23 protein-coding genes are annotated in these 24,602 nt (G+C 70.4%); 11 read left to right on the top strand and 12 right to left on the bottom strand.

Going from position 1 to position 24,602, the window contains the following annotated elements; translation table 11 throughout:
* The first annotated feature begins 61 nt into the window (after nt 1-61).
* From ABGB17_RS19575 to ABGB17_RS19545, 7 genes are all read left to right on the top strand, one after another.
* The gene (locus tag ABGB17_RS19575; RefSeq protein ID WP_347631497.1) at nt 62-1,408 is read left to right on the top strand and encodes an extracellular solute-binding protein; all 1,347 of its coding nucleotides are present in this window, start codon (nt 62-64) and stop codon (nt 1,406-1,408) included.
* Entirely contained in the window at nt 1,408-2,349 is a 942-nt protein-coding gene (locus ABGB17_RS19570) for a sugar ABC transporter permease (protein WP_347631495.1), read from the top strand. Before ABGB17_RS19575 ends, ABGB17_RS19570 begins: the two co-directional genes overlap by 1 nt.
* Nucleotides 2,346-3,227, top strand: a complete 882-nt coding sequence (locus ABGB17_RS19565; protein WP_347631493.1) for a carbohydrate ABC transporter permease — start codon at nt 2,346-2,348, stop codon at nt 3,225-3,227. Before ABGB17_RS19570 ends, ABGB17_RS19565 begins: the two co-directional genes overlap by 4 nt.
* Before the next feature lie 79 nt (nt 3,228-3,306).
* On the top strand, nt 3,307-4,275 hold the full coding sequence (locus ABGB17_RS19560) for a BadF/BadG/BcrA/BcrD ATPase family protein (RefSeq protein ID WP_347631491.1): 969 nt from the start codon (nt 3,307-3,309) through the stop codon (nt 4,273-4,275).
* Nucleotides 4,272-6,116: a glycoside hydrolase family 9 protein gene (locus tag ABGB17_RS19555; RefSeq protein ID WP_347631489.1), complete on the top strand. Its 1,845-nt coding sequence runs from the start codon at nt 4,272-4,274 to the stop codon at nt 6,114-6,116. Before ABGB17_RS19560 ends, ABGB17_RS19555 begins: the two co-directional genes overlap by 4 nt.
* A 19-nt stretch (nt 6,117-6,135) precedes the next feature.
* Nucleotides 6,136-7,353, top strand: a complete 1,218-nt coding sequence (locus tag ABGB17_RS19550) for an ROK family transcriptional regulator (RefSeq protein WP_347631487.1) — start codon at nt 6,136-6,138, stop codon at nt 7,351-7,353.
* A 193-nt stretch (nt 7,354-7,546) separates the two neighbouring features.
* The gene (locus ABGB17_RS19545) at nt 7,547-8,131 is read left to right on the top strand and encodes a dihydrofolate reductase family protein (protein ID WP_347631485.1); all 585 of its coding nucleotides are present in this window, start codon (nt 7,547-7,549) and stop codon (nt 8,129-8,131) included.
* A gap of 220 nt (nt 8,132-8,351) precedes the next feature.
* Here ABGB17_RS19545 and ABGB17_RS19540 read toward each other — a convergent pair whose 3' ends face one another.
* Nucleotides 8,352-9,437 (bottom strand): RNA polymerase subunit sigma-70, encoded by a 1,086-nt coding sequence (locus ABGB17_RS19540; RefSeq protein ID WP_347631483.1) that lies wholly within the window; start codon nt 9,435-9,437, stop codon nt 8,352-8,354.
* A 219-nt stretch (nt 9,438-9,656) separates the two neighbouring features.
* Here ABGB17_RS19540 and trpB point away from each other — a divergent pair, with 219 nt between their 5' ends.
* The 3 genes from trpB to ABGB17_RS19525 are packed head-to-tail and all read left to right on the top strand — an operon-like array spanning nt 9,657 to nt 12,372.
* A complete protein-coding gene (trpB, locus tag ABGB17_RS19535; RefSeq protein ID WP_347631527.1) occupies nt 9,657-10,814 on the top strand; it encodes a tryptophan synthase subunit beta in 1,158 nt (385 codons plus the stop codon).
* The gene (trpA, locus tag ABGB17_RS19530) at nt 10,811-11,620 is read left to right on the top strand and encodes a tryptophan synthase subunit alpha (protein WP_347631481.1); all 810 of its coding nucleotides are present in this window, start codon (nt 10,811-10,813) and stop codon (nt 11,618-11,620) included. The genes trpB and trpA overlap by 4 nt, the downstream gene beginning before the upstream one ends.
* On the top strand, nt 11,617-12,372 hold the full coding sequence (locus ABGB17_RS19525; protein ID WP_347631479.1) for a GntR family transcriptional regulator: 756 nt from the start codon (nt 11,617-11,619) through the stop codon (nt 12,370-12,372). Before trpA ends, ABGB17_RS19525 begins: the two co-directional genes overlap by 4 nt.
* A gap of 16 nt (nt 12,373-12,388) precedes the next feature.
* On the opposite strand, the gene ABGB17_RS19520 is transcribed toward ABGB17_RS19525, so the two are convergent.
* Nucleotides 12,389-13,009, bottom strand: coding sequence for a GyrI-like domain-containing protein (locus tag ABGB17_RS19520; protein WP_347631477.1), 621 nt, complete (start codon nt 13,007-13,009; stop codon nt 12,389-12,391).
* Complete coding sequence (locus ABGB17_RS19515) at nt 12,993-13,526, bottom strand: PadR family transcriptional regulator (RefSeq protein ID WP_347631475.1); 534 nt, start codon at nt 13,524-13,526, stop codon at nt 12,993-12,995. The genes ABGB17_RS19520 and ABGB17_RS19515 overlap by 17 nt, the downstream gene beginning before the upstream one ends.
* 272 nt (nt 13,527-13,798) lie before the next feature.
* Here ABGB17_RS19515 and ABGB17_RS19510 point away from each other — a divergent pair, with 272 nt between their 5' ends.
* A complete protein-coding gene (locus tag ABGB17_RS19510; protein WP_347631473.1) occupies nt 13,799-14,158 on the top strand; it encodes a peptidase inhibitor family I36 protein in 360 nt (119 codons plus the stop codon).
* Between the two features lie 87 nt (nt 14,159-14,245).
* Here the strand turns inward: ABGB17_RS19510 and ABGB17_RS19505 are convergent, their stop codons facing one another.
* The 9 genes from ABGB17_RS19505 to ABGB17_RS19465 all read right to left on the bottom strand — a co-directional run bounded on the left by ABGB17_RS19505 (nt 14,246) and on the right by ABGB17_RS19465 (nt 24,544).
* Entirely contained in the window at nt 14,246-15,298 is a 1,053-nt protein-coding gene (locus ABGB17_RS19505; RefSeq protein WP_347631471.1) for a winged helix DNA-binding domain-containing protein, read from the bottom strand.
* Nucleotides 15,295-15,978 (bottom strand): hypothetical protein, encoded by a 684-nt coding sequence (locus ABGB17_RS19500; RefSeq protein WP_347631469.1) that lies wholly within the window; start codon nt 15,976-15,978, stop codon nt 15,295-15,297. The genes ABGB17_RS19505 and ABGB17_RS19500 overlap by 4 nt, the downstream gene beginning before the upstream one ends.
* 162 nt (nt 15,979-16,140) lie before the next feature.
* Complete coding sequence (locus ABGB17_RS19495; protein WP_347631467.1) at nt 16,141-17,376, bottom strand: iron-containing alcohol dehydrogenase; 1,236 nt, start codon at nt 17,374-17,376, stop codon at nt 16,141-16,143.
* Between the two features lie 150 nt (nt 17,377-17,526).
* A complete protein-coding gene (locus ABGB17_RS19490) occupies nt 17,527-18,975 on the bottom strand; it encodes an NAD-dependent succinate-semialdehyde dehydrogenase (protein WP_347631525.1) in 1,449 nt (482 codons plus the stop codon).
* A gap of 197 nt (nt 18,976-19,172) precedes the next feature.
* Nucleotides 19,173-20,249, bottom strand: coding sequence for an ABC transporter ATP-binding protein (locus tag ABGB17_RS19485; RefSeq protein WP_347631465.1), 1,077 nt, complete (start codon nt 20,247-20,249; stop codon nt 19,173-19,175).
* Complete coding sequence (locus ABGB17_RS19480; protein ID WP_347631463.1) at nt 20,249-21,316, bottom strand: ATP-binding cassette domain-containing protein; 1,068 nt, start codon at nt 21,314-21,316, stop codon at nt 20,249-20,251. The genes ABGB17_RS19485 and ABGB17_RS19480 overlap by 1 nt, the downstream gene beginning before the upstream one ends.
* Nucleotides 21,316-22,227 carry a carbohydrate ABC transporter permease gene (locus ABGB17_RS19475; RefSeq protein ID WP_347631461.1) on the bottom strand — a complete coding sequence of 304 codons (912 nt, stop codon included), beginning with the start codon at nt 22,225-22,227 and terminating at the stop codon, nt 21,316-21,318. The genes ABGB17_RS19480 and ABGB17_RS19475 overlap by 1 nt, the downstream gene beginning before the upstream one ends.
* Nucleotides 22,227-23,177: a sugar ABC transporter permease gene (locus tag ABGB17_RS19470; RefSeq protein ID WP_347631459.1), complete on the bottom strand. Its 951-nt coding sequence runs from the start codon at nt 23,175-23,177 to the stop codon at nt 22,227-22,229. The genes ABGB17_RS19475 and ABGB17_RS19470 overlap by 1 nt, the downstream gene beginning before the upstream one ends.
* Entirely contained in the window at nt 23,174-24,544 is a 1,371-nt protein-coding gene (locus tag ABGB17_RS19465) for an extracellular solute-binding protein (RefSeq protein WP_347631457.1), read from the bottom strand. Before ABGB17_RS19465 ends, ABGB17_RS19470 begins: the two co-directional genes overlap by 4 nt.
* Between the last annotated feature and the right edge of the window lie 58 nt (nt 24,545-24,602).

Here is a 24,602-nt window from a genome sequence, read left to right as displayed (position 1 = left end):
TAACTTCCGCGTGCACGGTGACCGTACGCCCTCCGTCTCGCCTGGTCATAGGAGAAACCTCGTGCGCTTCGTTCCTCTCGCGGCGGCCGGGTTGCTGGCCCTGTCGCTGACCGCCTGTACCGCAGGCACTGAGGCGCCCTCACTCGGCGCCCGGCCCACCACGACCGGCACCGGACCGGTGGCCGCCGCCCTGCCCGCCGCCACACTGGAGCTGTGGCACGGCTTCTCCACGGACGCCGAGACCGGCGCGTTCGAGGAGGCGATCGCGGGCTTCACCAGGAAGTACCCGCAGATCAAGGTGACCGCGAAGAAGGCCGTCCAGGACGACCAGATCACCGCGGCCGTCCGCGGCGGCAAGGCCCCCGACGTGGCCGCGTCGTTCACCACCGACAACGTCGCCCAGTGGTGCAGGTCGGGCGCCTTCCAGGACCTCACCCAGGTCATCGAGCAGGACGGCATCGACCTGAGCGTGCTGCCCGAGGCGTCACGCTCCTACACCGAGTTCGAGGGCAAGCGGTGCACCATGCCGCTGCTGGCCGACGCCTACGGCTTCTACTACAACAAGGCCCTGATGAAGGGCAACGAGCCCCCCAAGACGCTGAGCGAGCTGACCGAACTGACCAAGAAGCTCACCGTCCGCGACCCGGACGGCACCATCAAGGTCGCCGGCTTCATCCCCAGCTTCCAGTACTACGAGAACAGCCCCTCCCACCTCGGCCCGATGGTCGGCGCCACGTGGTACAACCCGGACGGCACCTCGGCGATCGGCTCCGACCCGGCCTGGAAGCAGCTTCTGACCTGGCAGAAGGAACTCGTCGACTGGTACGGCTACGACAACCTGGAGAAGTTCCGCAAGGGCCTCGGCGACGAGTGGGGCTCCGAGCACCCCTTCTTCGAGGGCAAGGTCGCGATGGCCGTGGACGGCGAATGGCGCAACGCCATGATCGCCGCCGATCCCGAGGCGAAGTCGATGGACTACGGCACCGCGCCGCTGCCCGTCGCCGACGACAAGCCCGACCTGTACGGCAGCGGCTTCACCGCCGGCACGGTGATCGGGGTGCCCAGGGGTGCCAAGCACCCGCGGCACGCCTGGGAGCTGGTCAAGCACCTCACCACCGACACCGACTCCCTGGTGACGCTGTCGAACGCGCTGCGCAACGTGCCGACCACCAAGGCCGCCATGGAGTCCCCGAAGCTGGCCAAGGACGACAGGTTCGCCACATTCCTCGACATCTTCGCCCACCCGAAGACCTCGACCCTGCCGGCCGGCGTCAACAGCGTCTTCAACCAGGACGCCTTCTCCACCTTCCTCATCCAGTGGGAGAAGGGGGCGGTCAAGGACCTCGACGCCGGGCTGGCCGGCGTGGACAAGCGGATCAACGACAAGCTGAAGCTCTCCGGAGGCTGATGATGGCGTCCACCCACGCCGCGCCGCCCCGGTGGCGGCGCGGCGAGGGCGCCCGCGCCCTCCTCTGGCTGGCCCCGTGGCTCGTCGGGGTGCTGGTCTTCTTCGGCTACCCGCTGCTGGCGACGGTCTACTTCTCCTTCCACCGTTACGACCTGTTCACCCTGGAGTTCGTCGGGCTGGACAACTGGCGGTACGCCTTCGCCGACGAGCGGGTGTACCAGTCGGCCAGGAACACCCTGTGGCTGGTGGCGTTCATGGTCCCGGCGCAGCTCCTGTTCGCGCTCGGCGTGGCCCAGTTGCTCACCAAGATCAAGTCGGGCGCCGGCGTGCTGCGGACGATCTTCTACCTGCCCTCGCTGGTGCCGGCCGTGGCGGGCACGGTCGCCTTCGTCTACCTGCTCAACCCGGCGACGGGACCGGTCAACCAGCTCCTCGCCCTCGCCGGGATCACCGGCCCGGACTGGTTCGGCAGCGCGGCCTGGGCCAAGCCCAGCCTCACCCTGCTCGCCGTCTGGGGCGTGGGCAACACCATGATGATCTTCCTGGCCGCGCTGCTGGACGTGCCCAGGCACCTGTACGAGGCGGCCGCGATCGACGGGGCGGGCGCCTGGCGGCAGTTCCGCAACGTCACGCTGCCGACGATCTCGCCGGTGCTGATGTTCTCCGCGATCACCGGGGTGATCTACGCCGTGCAGTACTTCGCCCAGGCCATGATCGCCTCCCGGGTGGCCTCGGGCGCGACCGACTCGGCGGGAAGCACCTTCACCCCCGGCTACCCGGACGGCTCGCTGCTCACCCTGCCCCAGCACCTGTTCCACACCGGGTTCCGCGACTGGTCGATGGGGCTCGCCTGCGTGCACGCGCTGCTGCTGTTCGCCGTGTCGATGGTCTTCACGCTGATCCTGCTGCGCCGGTTCAGCCAGGCGGAGGGGGATTCGTGACCGCCGCCGTCACCGCGGGCACCCGTCCCGCCCGGGCCGTGCCGGCCGTACGGCGGCGCCGGCGCGGCCTGATGTGGATCGCCCGGCACGCGATCGCCGTCGCGCTGGCGATCATGTTCCTCGGGCCGATCGTCTTCATGGCGCTGACCGCCCTGATGACCGACGAGCAGGCGCTGACCAGCCGACTGTGGCCGCAGACCTGGAACTGGGCCAACTTCGAGGTCGTCTTCGCCCGGTCGGGGCTGCTCACCTGGACGTTCAACACGTTCGTGTACGCCTCGCTGGCGACGCTGTTCATGCTGGTGTCGTCGGTCCCGGCGGCCTACGCCCTGGCGCGCTTCCGGTTCCGCGGCAGGAAGCTCGCCTTCCTGGTGGTGATCAGCACCATGATGCTGCCGCCGCAGGTCGTCGCGGTGCCGATCTACCTGATCTGGGCCCGGCTCGACCTCACCGACTCGCTGTGGCCGCTGATCATCCCGATGCTCTTCGGCGACGCGTTCTCGATCTTCCTGCTGCGCCAGTTCCTGATCACCATCCCGCGCGACTACACCGACGCGGCGCGCGTGGACGGCTGCTCCGACGTGCGCATCCTGTTCACCGTCGTCCTCCCGATGGCCCGGCCGGCGATCGCGGCGGTCGCGCTGTTCTCCTTCTTCTACTGCTGGAACGACTACTACGGCCCGCTGCTCTACGCCGGGGTCGACCAGCAGGGCTGGACGCTGTCGCTCGGGCTGGCCACCTTCAAGGCCCTGCACAGCGTGCAGTGGAACCTCACCATGGCGGCCACCCTGCTGGTGACCGCGCCGGTGATCATCGTTTTCTTCCTCGCCCAGCGGGTCTTCATCGAGGGCGTGACGCTGACGGGGGTGAAGGGGTGAAAGTCGCCGTGATCGCCGCGGAGTCCACCGGCCCGCTCGCCGAGGCCGACCGCCCGCACCTGCCCTGGGTGGCCGCGGAGTGAGAACCGTACTCGCGGTGGACGGGGGCAACAGCAAGACCGGCCTCGCGCTGGTGGCGGAGGACGGCACGGTGCTCGCCACCGGCAGCGCCGGGCCGTTCGTGCCGCACAGCGTCGGGGCCGCCGCGGCGGCCGAGGTGGTGGAACGGGCCGCGCGGGTGATGCTCGGCGGCGCGGCCCCGCCGTACGCCGACGTGATGTGCGCCTACCTGGCGGGGGCCGACTTCCCCGCCGAGGAGGCGGCGCTGCGCGCGGAGTTCACCGCGCGCGGTTGCGCCAAGGAGGTGACCGTGGCCAACGACACCTTCGCCGTGCTGCGCGCGGGCGCCTCCCGGCCATGGGGTGTGGCCGTGGTGTGCGGGGCGGGGATGAACGCCGCCGGGGTCTCGCCCACCGGTGAGACCGCCCGCTTCCCCGCGCTCGGCAGGGTGAGCGGCGACTGGGGCGGTGGCGAGGACCTGGCCGAGGAGGTGCTCTGGCACGCCGTGCGGGCCGAGGACGGCCGCGGCCCGGCGACCGCGCTGGCCGGCCTGGTGAGGTCGCACTTCGGCGTGGCCGGCGTGACGGACCTGGTGCTCGCCCTGCACTTCGGCGAGATGGACCGGGCCCGGCTGCACGAGCTGGTGCCGGGCCTGTTCGCGGCCGCCGCGGACGGCGACGCCACCGCCACCGCGCTGGTCGAACGGCAGGCCACGGAGGTCGCCGTGATGGCCGAGGTCTGCCTGCGCCGCCTGGACCTGCTGGACACCTCCGCCGAGGTCGTCCTCGGCGGAGGGGTGCTCACCGCCGGGCACCGCATGATGCTCGGCCGGATCGAGGCCCGCCTCGCCGCGGCCGCGCCGCGCGCCGACCTGGTCGTCGCCGCCCTGCCTCCCGTGGCGGGCGCCGCGCTGGCCGGCCTGGACCTGCTCGGCGCGGCGGAGAGCGCCGGCCACCGAGTCCGTGACCACTTCAGGAGGAGCAGATGAAGAGGCTGATTCCCGCCGCGCTCGCGCTGGCGGCGCTCACCACCGGGCTCGCGACCGGCGCCGCCGCGCACGCCGGCTCCACCCCCTCCGCCCTCATCCGGGTGGACCAGGTGGGCTTCGCGCCGGCCGAGGCCAAGCACGCCTACCTGATGACCGCACAGGCGGGCACGGCACCCGCCGGCCGCTTCAGCGTGGTGGACCGCCGCGGCCGTACGGTCCTCACCGGCACGGCCGGCCGCGACCTCGGCGCCTGGAACGCCCGCTACCCGCACGTCCACGACCTGGACCTGACCCGGCTGCGGACCCCCGGCGCCTACCGGGTCAAGGTGGGCGCGGTGACGTCGCCGGAGTTCGAGGTGGCCCCCGCCGGGCTGCTCGACGCCCCCGCCCGCAAGGTGGTGGACTTCTTCGGCCTCCAGCGTGACGGCGCCGGAGCCCGGGGCGGGCCGAGCCACCTGAACGACCGGGCCGCCTCGGTCTACGCCTGGCCGGAGTTCACCGGCCCGGACACCGACCAGATCAAGGGCGGGCTGACCAGGATCGGCGGCCCGGTGGACGTCGAGGGCGGCTGGTTCGACGCGGGCGATTACCTCAAGTTCACCCACATCCTTTCCTACGTGGACACCCTGCTGTGGGCCGCCGAACGGGACGGCGCGCACGTCCCGCACCTGCGTGCCGAGGCCGCCCACGGCCTCGGGTACCTCGACAAGATGTGGGACGAGAAGACCAAGACGCTCTACATCCAGGTCGGCATCGGCGCCGGCGACGAAGCGGGCACCTTCGACGGCGACCACGACGTCTGGCGGCTGCCGCAGGCCGACGACGGCGACACCGGCGACAGGCGCCGGTTCATCCGGCACCGGCCGGTGTTCCGCGCCGCCGCCCCCGGCGAGCCGATCAGCCCGAACCTCGCCGGCCGCACCGCCGCCGCGTTCGCGCTCGCCGCCCAGATGGAGCCGTCCCGCAAGCGTGCCGAGGAACTGCTGGACAAGGCCGCGTCCGTCTACGCCATGGCGAGGACCACCGGCGTCGGGCAGCTCGTGACCTCGCTCCCGCACGCCTTCTACCCCGAGAGCGTCTGGCGCGACGACATGGAGCTGGGCGGCGCGCAGCTCGCCCTGGCCGCGCAGCGCCTCGGCGACCCGCGCGCCGGCCGGTGGCTGGCCCAGGCCGCGCACTGGGCCGCCGAGTACCTCGCCGAGGAGACCGGTGACACGCTCAACCTGTACGACGTGAGCGCCCTCGCGCACGCCGACCTCGTCAGGGCGATGCGCGGGGCCGGGACGAGCAGCCTGGCCGTGTCCGTGGCGGACCTGGTCGCCGGGCTGCGCGCGCAGCTCGAGATCGGCGTTCGCCGCGCCGCCGCCGACCCCTTCCGCGCCGGGGCCAGGTACGACGAGTTCGACTCGGTGCCGCACGCCTTCGGGCTGGCCGCCACCTCGCGGCTGTACCGGTCGGTGACCGGCGACCGCTCCTACGACGCCTTCGGCACCGCCCAGCGGAACTGGGCGCTGGGCGCGAACCCGTGGGGCGTGTCGTTCGTCGCCGAGGTCGGCGAGAACTCGATCGCCTGCCCGCACCACCAGGTCGCCAACATCACCGGCAGGCCCGCCGCGGGCGCGGTGGTGAACGGCCCCAACAGCGCCGAGCTGTTCGAGGACGGCCTCGGGGGACGCTTCGACGAGATGCGGCCGTGCCCGCCCGGCGAGGTGGACCGGTACGAGAAGTTCACCGGGCGGGGCAGCCGGTTCGTGGACGACGTCCGCTCCTGGCAGGCGTCCGAGCCGGCCGACGATTTCGCGGCCGTCGCACTGTACGCTCTGACCGTGATGTCGCGGTGAGCGCTGTCGCGGAGGTGAAGTGAAGACCCCCCTTCACGGCACCCCGAGCCTGATGCGGGCGATCAACGATCGCACCGCACTCCAGGTCCTGCTGGAGCGGGGCCCGCTGACGCGTCCCGAGATCGGCGAGCTGACCGGCCTGTCCAAGCCGACGGCGTTCCAGCTCCTGGCCCGCCTCCAGGAGGCGGGCCTGGTGGTCGGCGACGGGATCAGGGCGGGGCAGCCCGGCCGTACGGCGGAGACCTACCGCATCAACCCGGCCGCCGCGTACGTCGCCGCCCTCGACGTCACGCAGGACCGGATCGGCGTCCAGGTGGCCGACATCACCGGCGAGATCCGCGGCGAGCACACGCTCCCCGCCCCCGGCGGGGAACCCGGCCCGCTGATCGACCGGCTCCGGGCGGCCATCGCCGGGGCCGGGGCGCCGGGACCGCTGCGCCGGGTGGTGATCGGCGTGCAGGGTGCCGTCGACCCCACCACCGGTGTCCTGTGCTACGCCACCGACGAGGACCTGCCCGGCTGGCGGATCCCCGACCTGCTGCCCACGCTGAGCGCGGGGCTCGGCACGGCCGTCGCCGTGGAGAACGACGTCAACCTGGTCGCCATGGCCGAGCAGGCGCGCGGCGCGGCGGCCGCCTGCCCCGACTTCGTGCTGCTGTGGGCCGACGAAGGGCTGGGGGCGGCCCTGGTGATCGGCGGGCGGCTGCACCGGGGCTTCTACGGCGGCGCGGGCGAGGTCGGGTACATGCCCGTGCCCGGCGCGGCGACGGCCCGCGACACCGGCCGGTTCGGCAGCCATGGTTACCAGGCGCTGGTCGGCGGCCCCGCGGTGCGCGACCTGCTGCGCACCTACGGGGTGGACGCGCCCGACGTCCGGCAGGCGGTGTCGGCCGCGGCCGCCCTCGCCGGGCAGGGCACCGGGCGGGCGGCCGAGGAGGCGGGCGCCGGCCTCCGGCTGGTGGCCGCCCGGGTCGCCGTGGGCCTGGCGGCCATCGCGTCGGTCGTCGACCCCGGCCTCGTCGTGCTCGCCGGCGGGCTGATGTCCGCGGGCGGCGAGTACCTGCGCGACCTGATCGAGCGCGAACTGCACGCACTCACCCACTCCCAGCCCCGGGTACGCCTGTCGGCCCTGGCGGGCAACCCGGTGCTGGCCGGCGCGATGGACCTCGCCCTGGCCACCGTCCGCGACGAGGTCTTCGGCAGCGTCGTCCGCGACGGCCTCACCGCACCCCGCTGACCGGCCTCGTCCGGGAGATGCCGGGAACCCCGCGGCCTGTGGGACCTCCGTCTGATCGCCGAGTACGTCGCCGTGTTCCGGGCGGCCCGGTCCGTGAGGAACATCCGTGCTGAGTGGCGCAGATCGCGCACCGATTAGGTTTCCGGGCCGCGCCCGTCTGTACGTGTGAGATCGACTCACGGAGGCTGGCACGATGCGGAAACTGATCTTCGGCATGAACGTGACCCTGGACGGCTACATCGCCGCGACCGGCGACGACATCGGCTGGAGTGGGGGAGAGGGACCGGACTCATCGCCGAGCGCCGAGCTGTTCCAGTGGTGGCTCGACCAGGAGCTGGCGAGCGAGATGTCGCTGTACGGGCGCAAGCTGTGGGAGACGATGAGCTCCTCCTGGCCGACCGGCGACCAGCAGCCCGGCGCCACCCCGGCGGAGATCGAGTTCGCGCGGAACTGGCGGGACACGCCGAAGGTGGTGTTCTCATCGACGATCGACAAGGTCGACTGGAACACCCGCCTGGTCACTGGTGACGCGGTCGCCGAGATCACCCGGCTCAAGGCCGTGGACGGCGGCCCGATGAGCATCGGCGGCGCGACGCTCGCCGGGGCGGCCGTGCGGGCCGGCCTGATCGACGAGTACGCGCTGGTCACCGTGCCGGTCCTGGTGGGCGGCGGCACGCCGTTCTTCACCGCGCTGGACAGCTGGGTGAACCTGAACCTGGTCGAGACGCGGACGTTTCCCGGCGGCGTGGTGCTGACCCGATACGAGACGAGGCGATGAGCACGGGCCAGACGCTCGGCTCGTGAGGCCAGGTCGAAATCCTTCCTGGCGTGCTCACCGTGACCCTCGGCGATGGGGGCCCCTTCCCACGGGCCCTTCCTCGCGTTCCAAGTGAGCAGTGGAGATGAGGGCGTCGTTGATCGACGATGAGCTTCGGGCATGAAGATGCCCCGCCGGCAACGCCGGCGGGGCGGTGGTGTTCGGGGCGCCGCGTCGGTGTTCAGCTGGTCGGGGTGCTCATTCGGCGGTGACTTCGGCCCGTGCGCCGGCCTCGTCGACGACGGGGCCTTTGCCTGATGACAGTGTCGGGGGCAGGCCCAGCCATGGTTTGCCGGTGGCGTCGAATCCGGTGAGCTCGGCGATCTTCCCGTCGACGATGTGCAGGACCGCGATGGTGAACAGCCGATACTCCGGGTCGCCGGGGGTGCGGAGGTACAGCGCGGCGGCAGGCATGCGGTTGACCGTCGTGGCGATGCAGCGCCAGTCGTCGTGGCCGCGCTGGAAGAGCCCACCGGAGACCCAGCCGTCCACCGCGTCCTCGGCCGTTGACGATAACGGTGCCCGGCTCGGGCAGCATCGCGAAGCGCAGGTCGTCGCGCAGCAGGGACATCAGCCCGTCGAGGTCGTTGCGCTCATGAGCGTCCATGTACGACTTCACCACGCCGCGCTCGTCATCCGTCAGCTCGTGCCTGGCGGGGCTCCGCCAGTCGAGGCGGCGGCCGGGCAGTTGCTCGCGCATCGTCACACGCGCCCGCTGCAGTGCGCTGGTCACCGATGCGACGGTCAGCTCGAGGGCGTCGGCGGCCCTCGACGCCGGCCAGCCGAGGACGTCGCGCAAGATGAACACCGCCCGCTGCCGCGGCGGCAGGTGCTGGACGGCGACGATGAACGCCAGCTCGATCGTCTCCCGCGCCACCACCGACTCCTGTGGGTCCTCCGGGAGCATCCGGTCGGGGTAGGGCTGCAGGTAGCGCACTTCCGAGTCCGCGCCCGGCAGCTCGGCAGTCACGGGTGTGCGGTCGTTGCGCTTCTCCAGGAAGTCGAGGCAGGCGTTCGTCGCGATCCGGTACAGCCAGGTCCGCAGCGCGGCGTGGCCCTTGAACGACTCCCGCTTGTTCCACGCCCGCAGGAACGTCTCCTGCGTCATGTCCTGGGCGTCCTCGTAGTTCGCGAGCATCCGGTAGCAGTGCACCTGCAGCTCACGTCGGCAGCGTTCCGTGATGAGCGCGAACTGCGCTGCGTCACTCGAACGGGCCGCCGCGATGAACGCGGCCTCGTCGTCGCCGAGCAGTCTGGCGTGGGTCATGGTCGTCAATCCTTCCGCAGGTGGCGAGGGGCTACCAGAACTGACGACGTGGCGGGGGATTTCTGAGCGGTGAAGCCGCTGACACCGGGGTGGTAGCGCGTCCACGGTGTCCCGTGCCACACTCACTGTTCTAGAACTCATCAGAGAGTTATAGAACGATGGGAGCATGGCGTGAGAGATGTGTCGCCGTGGCGTGAGCCGGTCCTGCCGGACGGGACGATGGGGGAGCCCCGGGCGCGGGGGCGGTTCGGTGAGTACGGCGGACGGTACGCGCCGGAGTCCCTGGTGGAGGCGTGCCGCGAAGTGGAGGAGGCGTTCCGGGAGGCCTGGGCGGATCCGGGGTTCCGTGGCGCCCTGGCGCGGCTGCTCGCCGTGCACGCCGGGCGGCCGACCCCGCTCACGCCGGCCCGCCGGTTGTCGGAGGCGCTGGGCGTGCACCTGTACCTCAAGCGGGAGGACCTCACCCACACCGGGTCCCACAAGATCAACAACGTGCTGGGGCAGGCCCTGCTGGCCGTACGGATGGGACGGCGCAGGCTGATCGCCGAGACGGGAGCGGGCCAGCACGGGGTGGCCACCGCGACCGCCGCCGCGCTGCTCGGGCTGGAGGCCACGGTGTTCATGGGCGAGCGCGACATCGAGCGGCAGGCGTTGAACGTCTTCCGTATGCGCATGCTGGGCGCCGAGGTGGTCCCGGTGACCACGGGCAGCCGCACCCTCAAGGACGCGACCAGTGAGGCCATGCGGCACTGGGTGGGCGCGACCGGTGACTCCCACTACTGCGTGGGCTCGGTCGTCGGGCCGGATCCGTACCCATGGATGGTCAGGGAGTTCCAGCGGGTCATCGGCGACGAGGCCCGCGTGCAGTGCGCCGCCGAGCTGCGGACCGGCGTCCCTGACCACGTGGTCGCGTGCGTCGGCGGCGGCTCCAACGCGGCCGGCACGTTCGCCGGGTTCGCCGACACCCCGGCCCGCCTGGTCGGTGTCGAGGCGGAGGGCGGCGCCGGGGCGTCCCGCGGCCGGCTCGGCGTCCTGCACGGCTGCCGCTCGCTGTTCCTGCAGGACGACGACGGGCAGATCACCGAGGCGCACTCCATCGCCGCCGGGCTCGACTACCCGGGGGTCGGCCCGGAGCACGCCCACCTGCGCGACCTCGGCCGGGCCCGTTACGTCACGGTGACCGACGACGAGGCGGCCGGCGCGGCGGTACGGCTGGCGCGTACCGAAGGCATCGTCCCGGCGCTCGAATCGGCGCACGCCCTCGCTTGGGTGATCTCCGCGGCGGGCGGCGGCGAGCTGCCCGCGGGATCGACGGTGCTGATGACGTTGTCCGGCCGGGGCGACAAGGACGTCTCAACCCTGAAGGAGCTGCTGTGACGAACCCCCCCACGGGCGCGGCCGAACGGCACCTGCGTGCCCGCCGCGACACCGGACGCGGCCTGCTCATGCCGTACGTCACCGGGGGGATCACCCCCGGCTGGACGGACTACCTGCGGGCGTTCGCCGCCGCCGGGGCGGACGCGATCGAGGTCGGCCTGCCCTTCTCCGACCCCACGCTGGACGGCGTCACCATCCAGCGGGCCAGCGAAACGGCACTGGCCCGGGGGGCGAGCACCCGCCGGATCCTCGCCGACCTGTCCCGCCTGCCGGACCTAGGCGTGCCGCTGATCGCCAGCACCTACTACAACCTGGTGCTGCACGACGGCCCCGAGGCGTTCTGCGCCGCGCTGCGCCGGGCCGGCGTCGGCGGCCTGATCGTGCCCGACCTGCCGGTGCACGAGGCGGACGAGCTGACGGACGTGGCCGCCGGCGCCGGGGTCGAACTGGCCCTGCTGGCGTCACCGGCGACGCCACAGCCGCGGCTGGCGGAGATCTCGTGCCGCAGCCGCGGATTCGTCTACGCGGTGTCGCTGATGGGCACCACCGGTGAGCGGGCCACCCTCGCCGCTTCAGCGGCGGAACTCACCGAGCGGATCAGGCGCGTCACCGACCGGCCGGTCTTGCTAGGATTTGGCATTTCCACCCCGGACCAGGCACGTGAAGCCCGCCGGCACGCCGACGGCGTGGTGGTCGGCGCCGCGGTGATGCGGCGGGTGCTCGACGGGGCGGGGCCGGACGACCTGCGGGCCTTCCTCGCGCCCCTGCGGCAAGCCCTCGACCAGGAGTGTGACCGACCACGATGATCCCCGACGCCGGGCACGAGGCGAGATACCGCGCCATCGCCGCCGACCTCGCCGCGAAGATCCGGTCGGGACACTACGCCCCCGGCGAGGCGCTGCCGCCGCAACGGGAGCTGAGCGTCTCCTACGGGGTGACCCTCATGACGCTGCGCCAGGCGTTGCGGGAGCTCAGCGACGAGAAGCTGATCGTGCAGCAGCCCGGCAGGGGCACGTTCGTCGCCCCGCCCCACCTGTCGTACCAGCTCGACTCGCTCCGCAGCCTGGTCGACGACCTGCGTAAACAGGGCCACGACGTGCGCACCGCGGTGGCCGGGCGGGCGGTCCGCCGGGCCCCCGCCCGGATCGCCGCGGAGCTGCGGCTGCGCCCCGGCGACACCGCCCTGCGGCTGGAGCGGGTCCGCGAGTTCGCCGGACGTCCCGCCGTGCACCAGGTGTCCTGGGTCCGCCGGCCGGTGGCCGACCAGATCCGCGACCGCGACTTCACCGCCGTCTCCCTCTACACGGCCCTGGCCGACGCGGGGGTGACGGTCGCCCGGGCGTCCGAGGTGGTCCGGCCCGGTCTGCTGGACCCCGCCGCCGCCCGCCACCTCCGCGAACCGCAGGGCAGCCCGGTGCTCGTCAGCACCCGGATCACCTACACGCTCGACGCCACGCCCGTGGTGGCCGACCACGCCACCATCCTCGGCAGCATGATGGAGATCCGCACCGAACGCGCCGCCACCGGCCTCTCCCTCACCTGGGTCGCCACCAGCTGAGAACGCCGCCGCGCCCTCAACCCCGGCTGACCGGTTGCCTGAGGATGGTGCGCAGCCTCTCGGGCGCGACCTTGCGGAAGTCGCTGAGGTAGATCTCGTGATGCTTGCCGACCATCCGGAGCCCGTTTCCCGGGATGAACTCGTGGTGCATCCGCGCCAGCACCTCGGCCTCGTCGTCGAAGGAGCCGACGTGCATCGTCTGTACGCAGCGGCCCTCCGACAGCGAGCCCAGACGAACCTCGTGGAGGCGCCGCGGGGGATTCCTGGCCGCGGTCTGTTCGACGGCGTCGGTGAACATGCCCTGGTCGATCCAGTCGGGGATCATGATCATCAGGGTCCAGTTCCACCGGGACTTGTCGCGTGACGCCGTGAACGCGTCCATGTCGTCCGCCCACCACAGGCCTTCGAGGGGCATGACGACGTAGTCGCGTCCAAGCGTGCGTTTGCTGGCGAACTTCAGCCGGTAAGCCAGCGGGTAGAGCGCCTCGACCGCGTCGGTGAAGACCGGGCTGGTGTTGGGATCGCCCTGCCCGTCGACCATGAGGTACTGCAGGTCGGGCACGTCCACGATCTGGAACCGCCCCTGTCTGGCGCGGTAGGCGTCGAGGTCCCTCTTGAAGTCAACCTTGTCCGTCATCGGGCACCTGGGCTCGCGCCGCGAGCCACGACCTTTCCGCCTCCAGGAGGCTCAACGAGTAGGAGAAGACCTCGCGCGCCGGCAACGCGAGGGGGGCTTGTGCCGACTCGGCCGCCTTGATGGCGGCGATACGAGCGTCGACCTGAGCGAGCCGGTCGCGGAGCGCCCGCGCGTACTCCCGCTCCGGCAGCAGAGAAAGGTTCGACACCCCCACGAGAAGGAGATGCGGGACAGGACGCAGCTCTCGGATGAACGCGAGCGCGCCGCGCGCCGCGACCTGCCGCCCGGAGGCCGTGGCATGGAAGACGCGCCTGGACTTCGGGGCCGCCCGCGCGCCTGGAGCATGGAGGAACCCGCGCTTCTCGAGCTTGGCGAGCAGGTAGTAGATGGACGAGAACCCGATCTCCGTCCATTGGCGAATCCCGCGGCGCTCGATGACCTGCTCCAGGTCGTAGCCGTGCTGAGGGCGTTCGATGACCAGCCCAAGGATGATCAGTTCGGCCGGCGTGAGCTCCATGGAAACTATTCTAGTACTAGAATATCCACCGGCGTCCAAATGCTCATCACCGCCGCCCGCCGGGCTCCCCGTCCAGGCCGCGGCCATCGGCGCCGCTGCTCTGTCCCCTGGGCGACGTTCATAGGCGACGTTCGCCGATGCGACCGCGGTGCGCGAGCGGCGAGCATCGAGCCACGTCCCGAACCGGCGGGCGATACGGCCGTACTCTCCGCGTCCGTGCGACGAGGATGTCGGCATGCGGCCCGGAAGTCGAGGAGAAAAGAGGGCAGCACGTGAGGAAGACACTGATCGCCGGCGTGATCGCGGCGGCATGCGCGACGGCCGGCGTGACACCGGCGCAGGCACAGACGAAGGCGATGGCTTGGGGCCCGTGCGCCGCGGGATATGTCTGCCTGTACGAGCACACCGCCGGCGAGGGATTCATCCGAGCCGGATATGGGCCCAACACTGCGAACGTCGGAACGACGTTCAACGACCGGGCCAGCTCCGTCTGGAACCTCACCTCCTCCACCGTTTGTTTCTACAGAAACGCGAACTTCGTGGGCTATCTGTTCAGTGTTTCCCCTGGTGGTTGGATCGCGGTCATGGAACCCGCGGACAACGATGAGGTCACCTCCTACGGGGCCTGCTGACGAGCGTGACCGCCGGCCGCGCCCGTGTGGGCCCGGCCGGTGATCGCGGTCTGTCCGGCGGGGTCCGGGCGGGTTGATCGCCCGTGTTCAGCGGTGCGACAGGAACGGCAGCAGATGGTTGATCTCGTGGTCGACTGCCTGCTGTTCGGTTGCCGACAGGGGGCGGAACGGTGTCAGCCGTACCTCGCCGCCGGTGAAGGACCAGGTGCCGCGGACGTAGCCGTCGACAAGAACGGTGGGCAGGACTCTGGCCTGGCCGGGGGTGACGTGCTTGCGGTCGGCGTCGGCGATGATGCGGCTGCGGTCGGCGTGGCCCAGCAGGACGTTGTCGTAGGCGGGCAGCAGCCGTACCGGTGCGGGGGTGTCGGGGTGGGGGAGCGGGGCGTCGGGCAGGTCGAACAGGCGCTGGCCGTCGGGGCCGGTGTAGTGACGCAGGCCGATGCCCATCTCCGAGATGATCTGGTTCAGCCGGGTCAACCCGCACCACGCCTGGATGTCCGCCACGGTGGCGGGGCCGAAGGCGGCCAGGTAGCGGCGGATCAGGTCGCGGAGCGCGGCGGGGTCCGGGGCGTCGACCGGGGCGGCGCGGACGGTGACCGATGAGCGGGTGCCCCAGCCGCCCCAGGACGCGGCGGCCGGATCGTGGATGAGCGGGGTGCGTAATTCGATCTCACCGGCCAGGATTCTGCTGTCACGGCCCGGGTGCAGGGACGCGAGGTGCCTGGCGAGATCCCTTCTCGGCAGTGGCCCGGTCTGCAGCAGGGCGCGTCCCCCGGCCACCAGCGTCTCGGGGGCGAGGCCGGCGTTGTTGCTCCGGAAGTGCACCCCGTCGGCGGTGCGGTTCAGGACGGGCTGCAGCACCGGCCGCAGCCGGCGGAAGTCCTCGGCCGCGGCGAGGTGCATCGTGCTGCGCAGGAAACCGGAACGCACCACCCGCCCCTGGGCGAGCAGGGTGGTGAGGTCGGCGTGGGTGAAGTGGCGGATCCGGGTCCACAGGCCGACGTAGGGCCAGTTCGGCTCCTGGGCCTGCATGGCGACCAGGTGGCCGATCACGTTCAGGGCCGCCAGGTCGGTCCGCTCCAGCAGGAACTGCCGCTGGAGCAGGGCCCGGTTGAGTGCTCGGCGGGACAGGGTGGTCATGCCGGCCGTACCGAGACGTTGCCTCGGTACTCTCCCCGCAGCATGGCCAGGAACGCGCCGGGCACGCCGTCGATGCCGGTCTCGACCACGGTCCGCGGGTAGTGGTAGTCGAAGGCGGCGTCGAATCCGAGCTCGTCCACGAGGTAGTCGGCCTTGGCCTGGCTGCCCGCGCTGCCGATCACCTTCTTGGCGCCCGAGTTCCGGGCGATCTGCCCGGCCAGAGAGCCGACACCGCCGGCCGCACCGGAGACGAACACGATGTCCCCCTCGCCGACCCGGGCCACCTCCGCGACGCCGTGGTAGGCGGTCGGGCCCTGCCCCAGGTAGTAGCTCGGGTCGGGATAGGCTTCCGCGTCCACCTTGGCGAAGGACGCCGCCGGTCCCGCCGAGTGCGTGCTCCAGCCGCTCATCGACTGGACCAGATCGCCCTCACGCAGGTCAGGGCTGTCCGACACCAGCACGGTGCCGATCGCCATGCCCCCCACCCGCTGGCCCGGCTGCCAGGCCGGAACCGGAAGGTGACAGTCGGCGCGCATGAGCTCGAGGTAGGTGGCGGCGAGCCCCAGGTAGTCGGTGCGGACCACGACCTCGCCCTCGGTCTGCTTCTCGGCGACGGTGAAGTGCCCGGAGCCGGGGACAGCGTCGATATGGGCGGTCAACTGGATCTCGCGGGTCATCATGCCAACCACCGTATGGAGGCTTCCGGTCAGTTCCTGACCTGAATGTCCGCAGAGCCTGACCTGGGCCCTGCCGGCTAGCTGCTGGATACGGCCGTCGGTGTGTCTGCGGGACGGCTCACCCGGGTTGCCGGGCACCGGCGCAGTCCAGGCCGAACCCCGTCACTATCTCTGCTCCGGAGTCAGGACGTGTCGGGTCCGGTCCCCGGTCCAGGCCGCTTCGAGGATCGCGGTCAGGCTGGCGGGGTCGGTCGGGCCTGGATGGTTCTGGATCAAGCGGGTGACGCCACTGGCCATCTCCGCGAAGCGCGGGAGGTCGGCGCGTGCCACGCCGATGTCCGCCAAGGTGGTGGGGATGCCGATGTCGGCAAGGAGACCGTCGAGCCAGGTGAGGAACGTATCCGCCGCCTCGGCGTCCGAGGCGTCGGTCACGTCGAGCCCGCACACCCCGGCGAGGGTGGCCAACCGGTCGCCGATGGCATCTCTGGCCGCGTCGAGCGCGTAGGGCAGCAGCAGCCCGACGCCCAGGCCGTGCGGCGTGTGGGTGGCTGCGCCGATGGGGTACTGGAGGGCGTGCGGAGCCGCGTTGCCTGCGTGGGAGAACGCGAGCCCGGCCAGCATGGACCCATAGGACATGTCCGCGCGCGCCTCCTTGTCGCCTCCGTCCCTGACGGCACGGGGCAAGCTGCGGGCGATCCGCTCCGCGGCCAGGAGCGCGTAGTGATCGGTGATCGGGTTGCGGCCGAGGAAGACCTGCTCCACCGGGTCGCGCGGTCCGTGGGCCCGGGGTCGCGCGGTGTAGCTCTCCACCGCGTGACAGAACGCGTCGATGCCGGAGTGGGCGGTGACGGTCGCAGGGCAGGTGTAGGTGAGCTCGGGGTCGACGATGGCGAAGTCGGGCACGATGTGGACGCTGGAGACCCCCACCTTCAGCTCGCGGTCCGGGTCGGTCAACACCGAGACGGGCGTGAGCTCGGAGCCGGTGCCTGACGTCGTCGGGACCGCGACGAGAGGAATCGTCGGCCCCGGCACCTTCGACTCGCCGTAGAAGTCGCGCGGCGTCCCACCGTGGCGCCGGATGACGCCGACGATCTTGGCGAGGTCGATCACCGTGCCACCCCCGATGGCGAGGATCACGTCGGCGTCCACCTCCGCGGCGACCGAGACGGCCAGGGCGACATCGGTGAGCGGCACGTCCGGGGTCGCGTCGGCGAACACCCCGACGACTTCGACCTTCTCCCGCACGGCGGCCACGATCTCGGCCACGCCCGGCTGCCCCAGAAGAACCCGGTCGGTCACGATGAGGACTCGCGAGCCCAACTCGGCCACCACTCGTGGGATGTTCTGCGCGACCCCTTCGCCCACTATCAGCTGGCGTGGTCCGCGGACGGTCTCAAGCATGTCAGTGCCTCTCTGGAACGTCGGCGGTGATTTGCCGGGCGGACGTCGAGGTCACCTGCGAGACCGGGACGGCGCCGGCAAGGTTGGCTGCCGGGTCATGTGCGCACAGGGCGCGGTGATCCTCGGCGGGTTCCCGGAGCGGCAGGCCGGTCACGGTAGGTCGATCGCCGCGTAGGTGACGTCGAGGTACTCAAGGATTCCTTCGTGCGACCCCTCCTTGCCGATCCCGGACTGCTTCACGCCTCCGAACGGAGCTGACGGGTCCGAGATCAGACCACGGTTGATGCCGACCATCCCCGTCTCTAGCCCCTCGGTGAACCGGAGCGCCCGCTGGAGGTCACGGGTGAAGACGTATCCGACCAGGCCGTACTCGGTGTCGTTGGCCTTCGCCATCACCTCGTCGTCGGACGTGAACGAGATGATCGGCGCCACCGGGCCGAAGATCTCCGCCTCCAGTATCCGCGCGTCTTCGGGCACGTCGACGAGGACCGTAGGCGGGTAGAAGTGGCCCGGCCCATCCGGACGCTCGCCGCCCACCACGACACGGGCGCCGCGATCGACCGCGTCGGCGACGAGCTCGTCGATCTTGGTGACCGAGGCCTCGTCGATCAACGCCCCGACGTCCACGCCGTCGTCGAGACCGTGGCCCACCGAGAGCGCGCCCATCCGCTCGGCGAAGCGCGCCGTGAACTCCTCGCGCACCGGCTCCTCGACGTAGATTCGGTTGGCCGCGATGCAGGACTCCCCGATGTTGCGCATCTTGGCCACCATGGCACCGTCGAGCGCGACGTCCAGGTCCGCGTCGGCACACACGATCAAGGCCGCGTTGCCGCCCAGTTCCATGGAGGTGCGCAGCACGTTGTCCGCCGCCTGTCGTAGCAGCACGCGCCCGACCTCGGTCGACCCGGTGAACGAAAGCTTGCGGGTCCGGCGGTCGGCCAGCAGTGCTGAGACCACCTCGCCGGCACGCTTGGTTGTCACGACGTTGACGACGCCCGGGGGAACGCCGACCTCCTCCATGATGCGGGCCAGGAACAGCATGGTGAGTGGCGTCTGGGCTGCCGGCTTGGTGATCGTCGTGCAGCCCGCCGCCAGCGCAGGAGCGATCTTGCGGGCACCCATGGCCAACGGAAAGTTCCAGGGCGTCACGAAGACGCACGGTCCGACCGGCTTCGGCACGGTGAGGATGCGATATCCACCAGCGGGAGCGGTGTTGTAGCGTCCCTCGACGCGCACCGCCTCCTCGGCGAACCAACGGAAGAACTCGGCGCCGTAGGCCACCTCTCCCCGAGCCTCGGCGAGCGGCTTGCCCATCTCGAGCGTTATCAGCCGGGCGACCTCCTCGGATCGCTCGGTCAGTGCCCGGTACGTCGCGGTCAACAACTCGGACCGTTTTCGCGGCGGGGTCGCCGCCCACTCCGCCATTGCCTTGCTCGCCACGTCCAGAGCGGCGAGCCCGTCGGCGACGTCGGCGTCCGCCACCTCGGCGATGGTCTTGCCGGTGGCCGGGTCCTCGACGGCGAAGGTGGCTCCGCCGGCGGCGTCGCGCCAGGCGTCGCCGATCCGGAGCCGCCGGTGCTCGGGGGCCAGGACGTTCATCGGGTCACTCACTGCGTCGCCTCCTGCGATGTTCTTGGGGATGTCCCGCGTGACCTCAGCGATCGCGCCACGCGCGTTGACGAACGCCTTCTCGGGCCATGGCTGCTTCAGCGTCGTCAGGCCGTGCTCACCGGTGACGGTCCGCCGAGGCTCGATTGCCACGTGCGGGCACATGTTGACGTCGCCGCCCTGCGTGGTTACCTCCCGGCCTCGGACAGCGCCAGCCCGGTGCCCGCATCGAACAGGTGCGCACGGTCCAGGTCGACCGTGACTAGCAGCCGCTCGCCCGGCGTACCGGTGACGGTGGGCCGTGCCTTGACCTTGAGCATCTCCGTCCCCACTTGGACGTCGACCACCGTTCGGTCACCGAGCGGCTCAAGGCCGTAGAGCTCACCCGGCAACGACGCGTCCCCACGCTGCTCGACGGACAGGTCCTCCGCGCGCAGGCCCAGCAGCAGCGGACGACCGTCCTCAGCCGTGGTCCAGCGGGGCCGCGGCAGCGTCCAGCCTCCCGCCCCGACCAGACGATCTCCCTCGGCGTGGCAGGCGAGCAGACTGATCGGCGGGCTCCCGACGAAGCCTGCGACCCACTGGTTGGCCGGCCGCTCGTACACCTCGGTCGGCGTTCCGACCTGTTGCACCTTCCCCTCCTTGAGGACCGCGACCTGGTCGGCCATGGACAGGGCCTCGACCTGGTCGTTGGTCACGTAGAGGAAGGTTCCCCCGAGGCTCCGGTGGATGCGGGTGAGCTCGGTGCGCATCTCGACGCGGAGCTTGAGGTCGAGGTTCGTCAGCGGCTCGTCCATGAGGAACGCGCGCGGGCGACGGACCAGCGCCCGGGCCAGGGCGACACGCTGCATCTCACCGCCCGACAACTGCGCGGGACGACGCTGCAGCAGACGTTCGATGTGCAGCAGGCTCGATATCTGCTCGACGGCGGCGGCGACCTCGCTCGAAGAACAGCGGCGTGCCCGCAGCGGCGAAGCGATGTTCTCGTACGCCGTGTGCCGCGGGTAGAGGGCGTAGCTCTGGAAGACCATGGCGAGGTCGCGTGCGGCCGGGGCGTCAGCGGTCGCGTCCCTCCCGTCCAGATGCACCGACCCGGCGTCAAGCTTCTCAAGGCCGGCGATCGCTCGCAGGGTCGTCGTCTTGCCTGCCCCGGAGGGCCCGAGCACGACGAAGAACGAGCCGTCCGGCACGTCCAGCGTCACCCCGTCCAGGGCCTGGACTTTACCGAAGGACTTGCACAGCCCGTGCGCTGCCACCGTTCCCATCAGGCCACCAGCTCTTCCGTGCTCACGTCGTAGACCGGCGGAGGGCCGCCGGTGTGCCGCAGCCCGACCGGTGCGTCAGCAGCGAAACGGACAGTCGGTGGCATCCGTACCCGTACGTCGCGCTGGCCGTCGTGGTCGACCACGTAGATGATTTCGTCGCCCAGCCACTCCGCCGAGACCACGCGGGCCGGGACCGAACCTTCCGCTCCTGGTTCTGTGACTTCCAGCGCCTCCGGCCGGACGCCTGCGACCAGGGAACGGTCGCGCGGCAGGCCTGGCGGTGGCGTGAGGGCCAGTCCGCTCTTACTGCGCAGCTTCCCGTCGGCCACCTCCACCTCGATCAGGTTCATCGGCGGGGAGCCGATGAACGCGGCGCAGAAAAGGCTCGCCGGACGGTCGTAGACCTCCAGCGGCGTGCCGATCTGCTCGACGCGGCCCTTGTTGAGGATGGCGATTCTGTGACCGAGCGACATCGCCTCGACTTGGTCGTGGGTGACGTAGACCATCGTCGTCCCCAGTTCCCCCTGCAGGTGCTTGATCTCCGTGCGCATGTCCGCCCTCAGCTCCGCGTCCAGATTGGTGAGAGGTTCGTCCATGAGGAACGCGCGCGGTCGTCGCACCAGGGCGCGAGCGAGCGCGACGCGCTGCTGCTCCCCGCCGGAAAGCTGGCGCGGTCGCCGGTCCAGGAGCGGACCGAGCCGCATCAGCCGGGCGGCCTCGTCGACCCGCTCCTGCACCTCCGGCTTGGGCAGTCCCTCGGCCCGCAGGGGGAACGCCAGGTTGTCGCGGGTTCTCAGATGCGGGTAGAGAGCGTAGAACTGGAACACCATGGCGATGTCGCGCTCGGCGGGCGGCAGGTCGTTGACCAGCGTGTCGCCGATGCGGATGTCGCCCGTCGTCTGCCTCTCCAGGCCGGCTATGGACCGCAGCGTGGTCGTCTTGCCGCACCCCGAAGGGCCGAGCATCACGAACAGCTCGCCGTCGCCGATGGACAGGTCCACGTGATCAACCGCGACCGTCCCGTCCGGGTAGCGCTTGTGCAGGGCGGTCACCTCGATGCCCGCCATCAGCGTCGCACCGCCCCGAGCGTCACACCGGCGACGAGGTGCTTGCGCACCAGGTAGGCGAAGACGAGCACCGGTAGGGCGAACACGACGGAGGCGGCGGCCACGAGACCCCAGTCCACAGTGGTTCCACCGATGAGGCCGGCGATGGCGGGTGGGGCTGTCCGCACGCTGTCGCTGGAGGTGAGGAAGATGGCGAACACGAACTCGTTCCAGGAGAAGATGAGAGCGAAGACCGCCGTCGCGGCGATGCCGGGCAGGAGCAGGGGAAGGGTGAATCGCCAGAACGCCTGCAGGCGGGTGTAGCCGTCGAGCATGGCGGCGTCCTCGTACTCTGCGGGCACCTCGTCGACGAACCCCTTCATCATCCAGATCGTGAACGGGACGTTGAACGCGGTGTAGATGAGGATCAGGCCGAGCTTGGAGTCGAACAGCCCGACTTGGCGGTACATGAGGAAGATCGGGATCACGACCACCACGGGCGGCATGAAGCGGGTGGACAGGATGAAGAACAGTTGGTCCTTCTTGGCCTTCACGGAGAAGCGTGAGTAGGCCCAGGCCGCCGGTACCCCCAGCACGGTGGCCAGCACCGTGGAGACCCCGGCCACCACGACGGAGTTGAGGAACGACACGGACAAGGCCGAGCGACCGCCGCCGGAGGCGACGAACACGTCCCTGAAATGGTCCAGAGTGACCTTGAAGTCGAAGAACTTGGCCGGGATGGCGTAGACGTCCCGGTTCTCCTTGATGGACGTCTCGATCATCCACAGCACCGGGAAGAGCATCACGACGGCCAGCACGGTCAGCAGCGCGACCTCCAGCACGGCGCGGCCCCGGCCTCCGAAGCGGCGCGCGGGAGGTGAGTGATCCCGGACAGGACCTGCGGACACGGCCTCGTCGACGGAGACGGCCATCAGTCCTCCTTGAGCTTGTTCAAGTAGCGCAGGTAGAGCTGCGTGAAGACGATGACGACGAGGACCATGAGGATCCCGTACGCCGAGGCGGTTCCGGTGTTGAAGCCCAGGAACGCGACCTTGTAGACGTGGAACGACAACGTCTCGGTGGAGACCCCCGGACCTCCGCTGGTGAGGATGTAGACGAGGTCGAACAGCCGGAAGGCCTCGATGGCCCTGAACAACACGGCGATGAGCAGCAGCGGCCACACCAGCGGAAGAGTGATGGTGCGGAACCGGAACCACTCGGACGCCCGGTCGATCGAGGCGGCCTCGTACAGGTACTTGGGAACCGCGGTGAGGCCGGCGAGTGCGATGAGCATGATGAACGGCGTCCATTGCCACGTGTCGACCACGATCAAGGAGATCAGTGCCGTTCGCTGCCGGGTGAGCCACTCCACCTGCCCCAGGCCGAGCGAGCCGAGCATGCTGTTGATCACGCCGAATTGCGCGTCGAGCATGAATCGCCAGAACAGGCCGACCACGACCGGCGACAGCATCATCGGAACCAGGAACAGAGTGGTCAGCAGTCCTCGCCCGCGCGTGCGCCGTGAGATCAGGTAGGCGATGGTGAAACCGAGCACGGTCTGCAAGGCGACCGCGCCCACCACGTAGATCAACGTCGTCAAGGCCCTCAGATGGACCTGCGCCGACGTCAGGATGGCGATGTAGTTCTCGAACCAGACGAAATAGGCGGCCCCCCCGCGGGTGGCCGAGTAGTCGGTGAACGACAGGTACAACGCCCACAGCAACGGGAACACCGACATCGCGAGCAACAGCAGCAGCGCGGGGGAGATGAAGGCCACCGCGAGCCCGCGGTCGCTCAACCGGCGGGACCGCCCCGGAACAGGCGGCGTCGCGGACGCCACCTGCCCGGGGTGGTCGGTCGTCAGAGGGACGGGGTCACTCACAGTCCGCCGCCGCCCTTACGGCCGCTGGAGTCGAGCACGCCCTGCTGCTCCTTGGCGATGTCGTCGAGCGCCTCCTTGGGCTGCTTCGCGCCGTTGAGAGCCGCGTTCACGTTGGTGTTCTCAATGTCGACGAGGCGCGCGTACTCGGGCACATTCCACATGTCCCGCATCCGCGGAACCGAGTCGGCGTACACCTTGTTGAACGGGCCGGCATTGAGGAACTCGGGCGACTGCAGGGCGTCCGTACGCGATGGCACGCCACCGGCCGCGGCCCACTTCTTCTGGACGTCGGCCTGCTCGAACCACTTCATGAAGTTCAGGGCCTCCGCCTGGTTGCTCTCGGAGGCGTAGGCCGACACGTGCATCCCCATGCCGCCGAGAGGCACCAGGTTCGTCTTCTGGGTCGGCAGGGTGGCGAAACCCAGCTTGCCGAGAATCTGCTCCCGCGTGGTGCCGAGCGTCGACTGCTTGGGGTCGAGCAGGCCGCCGCTCGCGGCGATCCAGTTGAACGCGATGCACGCCTTGCCCTGGGCGACCGCCGCGTTCACCTCGTCGATGAACCAGTTGCCGGAGCCCTTGGCGGTCAGCGGCTTCATCTTGTTGACCAGGACGTTCATCGCCTCCTGGCCCGCGGCGTCGTTGAGCACGCCCTGGATCTTGCGCGTCTTGGGGTCCCAGAGGTTGCCGCCGTAGACGCCGTTGACCGTGTTGTAGGTCACGGCCGCGGCGTCGGAGCCGTTGGCCTGGTGGAAAGCCAGCCCGCTGACGCCAGGGTTGTCCGCCTGGCACTTCTCGGCGACTGAGATCATCTCGTCCCAGGTCTGCGGCGGCTTGTCGCCGATCAGGTCCTTGCGGTAGATCATCGTCCAGGTGTCGCCGAGCAACGGCAGTCCGTACAGGCTGGCGTTCTCGTCACGCTTGCCGGTCTCCGCCTGGGGGAACTGGCCGTAAGCCGCCAGGAGGTACGGGTTGTAGGCCGCGACGTCGATGTTCTTCTTGACGAAGTCGGTGATGTCGAGGATGTTGCCGTTCGTCACGGCCTCGCCGATGTGTTGCGAGTCCAGGATCGCGATGTCGAAGTCGGTCTTGTGCGCGGCGAACTGGGTGAACATCGCGTCGTGCCAGTTCGCGTTCGGCACGGTGTTGACCTTGATGGTCACATTCGGCCGCACCTTTTTGTACTCCGCGTTCGCGAAGGCTTCCAGCGCTTGGGCGGGGGGCCACTCGAACCAGATGAAGCTGAGGGTCAGCGGGTCCTTGGTCAGCTCCGGGATGTCCGCCGGTGCCTTGGGGGCGGCGTCCTGGCCGCCGCCGCCGCACGCCGCCACGGTGGTGGCCACCAACATGGCCGCCGTCGCCAGCTGCACCTTTCGCCCGGGAACGGACAGTCGTCCTATTCGCTTGGGATACCGCATCCTCTTGCCT

This window comes from Sphaerisporangium sp. B11E5 (assembly GCF_039871875.1).
Lineage (GTDB): Bacteria > Actinomycetota > Actinomycetes > Streptosporangiales > Streptosporangiaceae > Sphaerisporangium.
This window is presented reverse-complemented; position numbering and strand designations above follow the sequence as displayed.

What these genes read in the sequence shown, in the direction of transcription:
- ABGB17_RS19500 (WP_347631469.1), bottom strand. Translation starts at nt 15,978, where the DNA reads ATGATGACCCGCGAGATCCAGTTGACCGCCCATATCGACGCTGTCCCC.
- trpB (WP_347631527.1), top strand. Translation starts at nt 9,657, where the DNA reads ATGGGGGAGCCCCGGGCGCGGGGGCGGTTCGGTGAGTACGGCGGACGG.
- ABGB17_RS19555 (WP_347631489.1), top strand. Translation starts at nt 4,272, where the DNA reads ATGAAGAGGCTGATTCCCGCCGCGCTCGCGCTGGCGGCGCTCACCACC.
- ABGB17_RS19540 (WP_347631483.1), bottom strand. Translation starts at nt 9,437, where the DNA reads ATGACCCACGCCAGACTGCTCGGCGACGACGAGGCCGCGTTCATCGCG.
- ABGB17_RS19525 (WP_347631479.1), top strand. Translation starts at nt 11,617, where the DNA reads ATGATCCCCGACGCCGGGCACGAGGCGAGATACCGCGCCATCGCCGCC.
- ABGB17_RS19545 (WP_347631485.1), top strand. Translation starts at nt 7,547, where the DNA reads ATGCGGAAACTGATCTTCGGCATGAACGTGACCCTGGACGGCTACATC.
- ABGB17_RS19570 (WP_347631495.1), top strand. Translation starts at nt 1,408, where the DNA reads ATGATGGCGTCCACCCACGCCGCGCCGCCCCGGTGGCGGCGCGGCGAG.
- ABGB17_RS19490 (WP_347631525.1), bottom strand. Translation starts at nt 18,975, where the DNA reads ATGAACGTCCTGGCCCCCGAGCACCGGCGGCTCCGGATCGGCGACGCC.
- ABGB17_RS19520 (WP_347631477.1), bottom strand. Translation starts at nt 13,009, where the DNA reads ATGACGGACAAGGTTGACTTCAAGAGGGACCTCGACGCCTACCGCGCC.
- ABGB17_RS19480 (WP_347631463.1), bottom strand. Translation starts at nt 21,316, where the DNA reads ATGGCGGGCATCGAGGTGACCGCCCTGCACAAGCGCTACCCGGACGGG.
- ABGB17_RS19475 (WP_347631461.1), bottom strand. Translation starts at nt 22,227, where the DNA reads ATGGCCGTCTCCGTCGACGAGGCCGTGTCCGCAGGTCCTGTCCGGGAT.
- ABGB17_RS19485 (WP_347631465.1), bottom strand. Translation starts at nt 20,249, where the DNA reads ATGGGAACGGTGGCAGCGCACGGGCTGTGCAAGTCCTTCGGTAAAGTC.
- ABGB17_RS19515 (WP_347631475.1), bottom strand. Translation starts at nt 13,526, where the DNA reads ATGGAGCTCACGCCGGCCGAACTGATCATCCTTGGGCTGGTCATCGAA.
- ABGB17_RS19495 (WP_347631467.1), bottom strand. Translation starts at nt 17,376, where the DNA reads ATGCTTGAGACCGTCCGCGGACCACGCCAGCTGATAGTGGGCGAAGGG.
- ABGB17_RS19505 (WP_347631471.1), bottom strand. Translation starts at nt 15,298, where the DNA reads ATGACCACCCTGTCCCGCCGAGCACTCAACCGGGCCCTGCTCCAGCGG.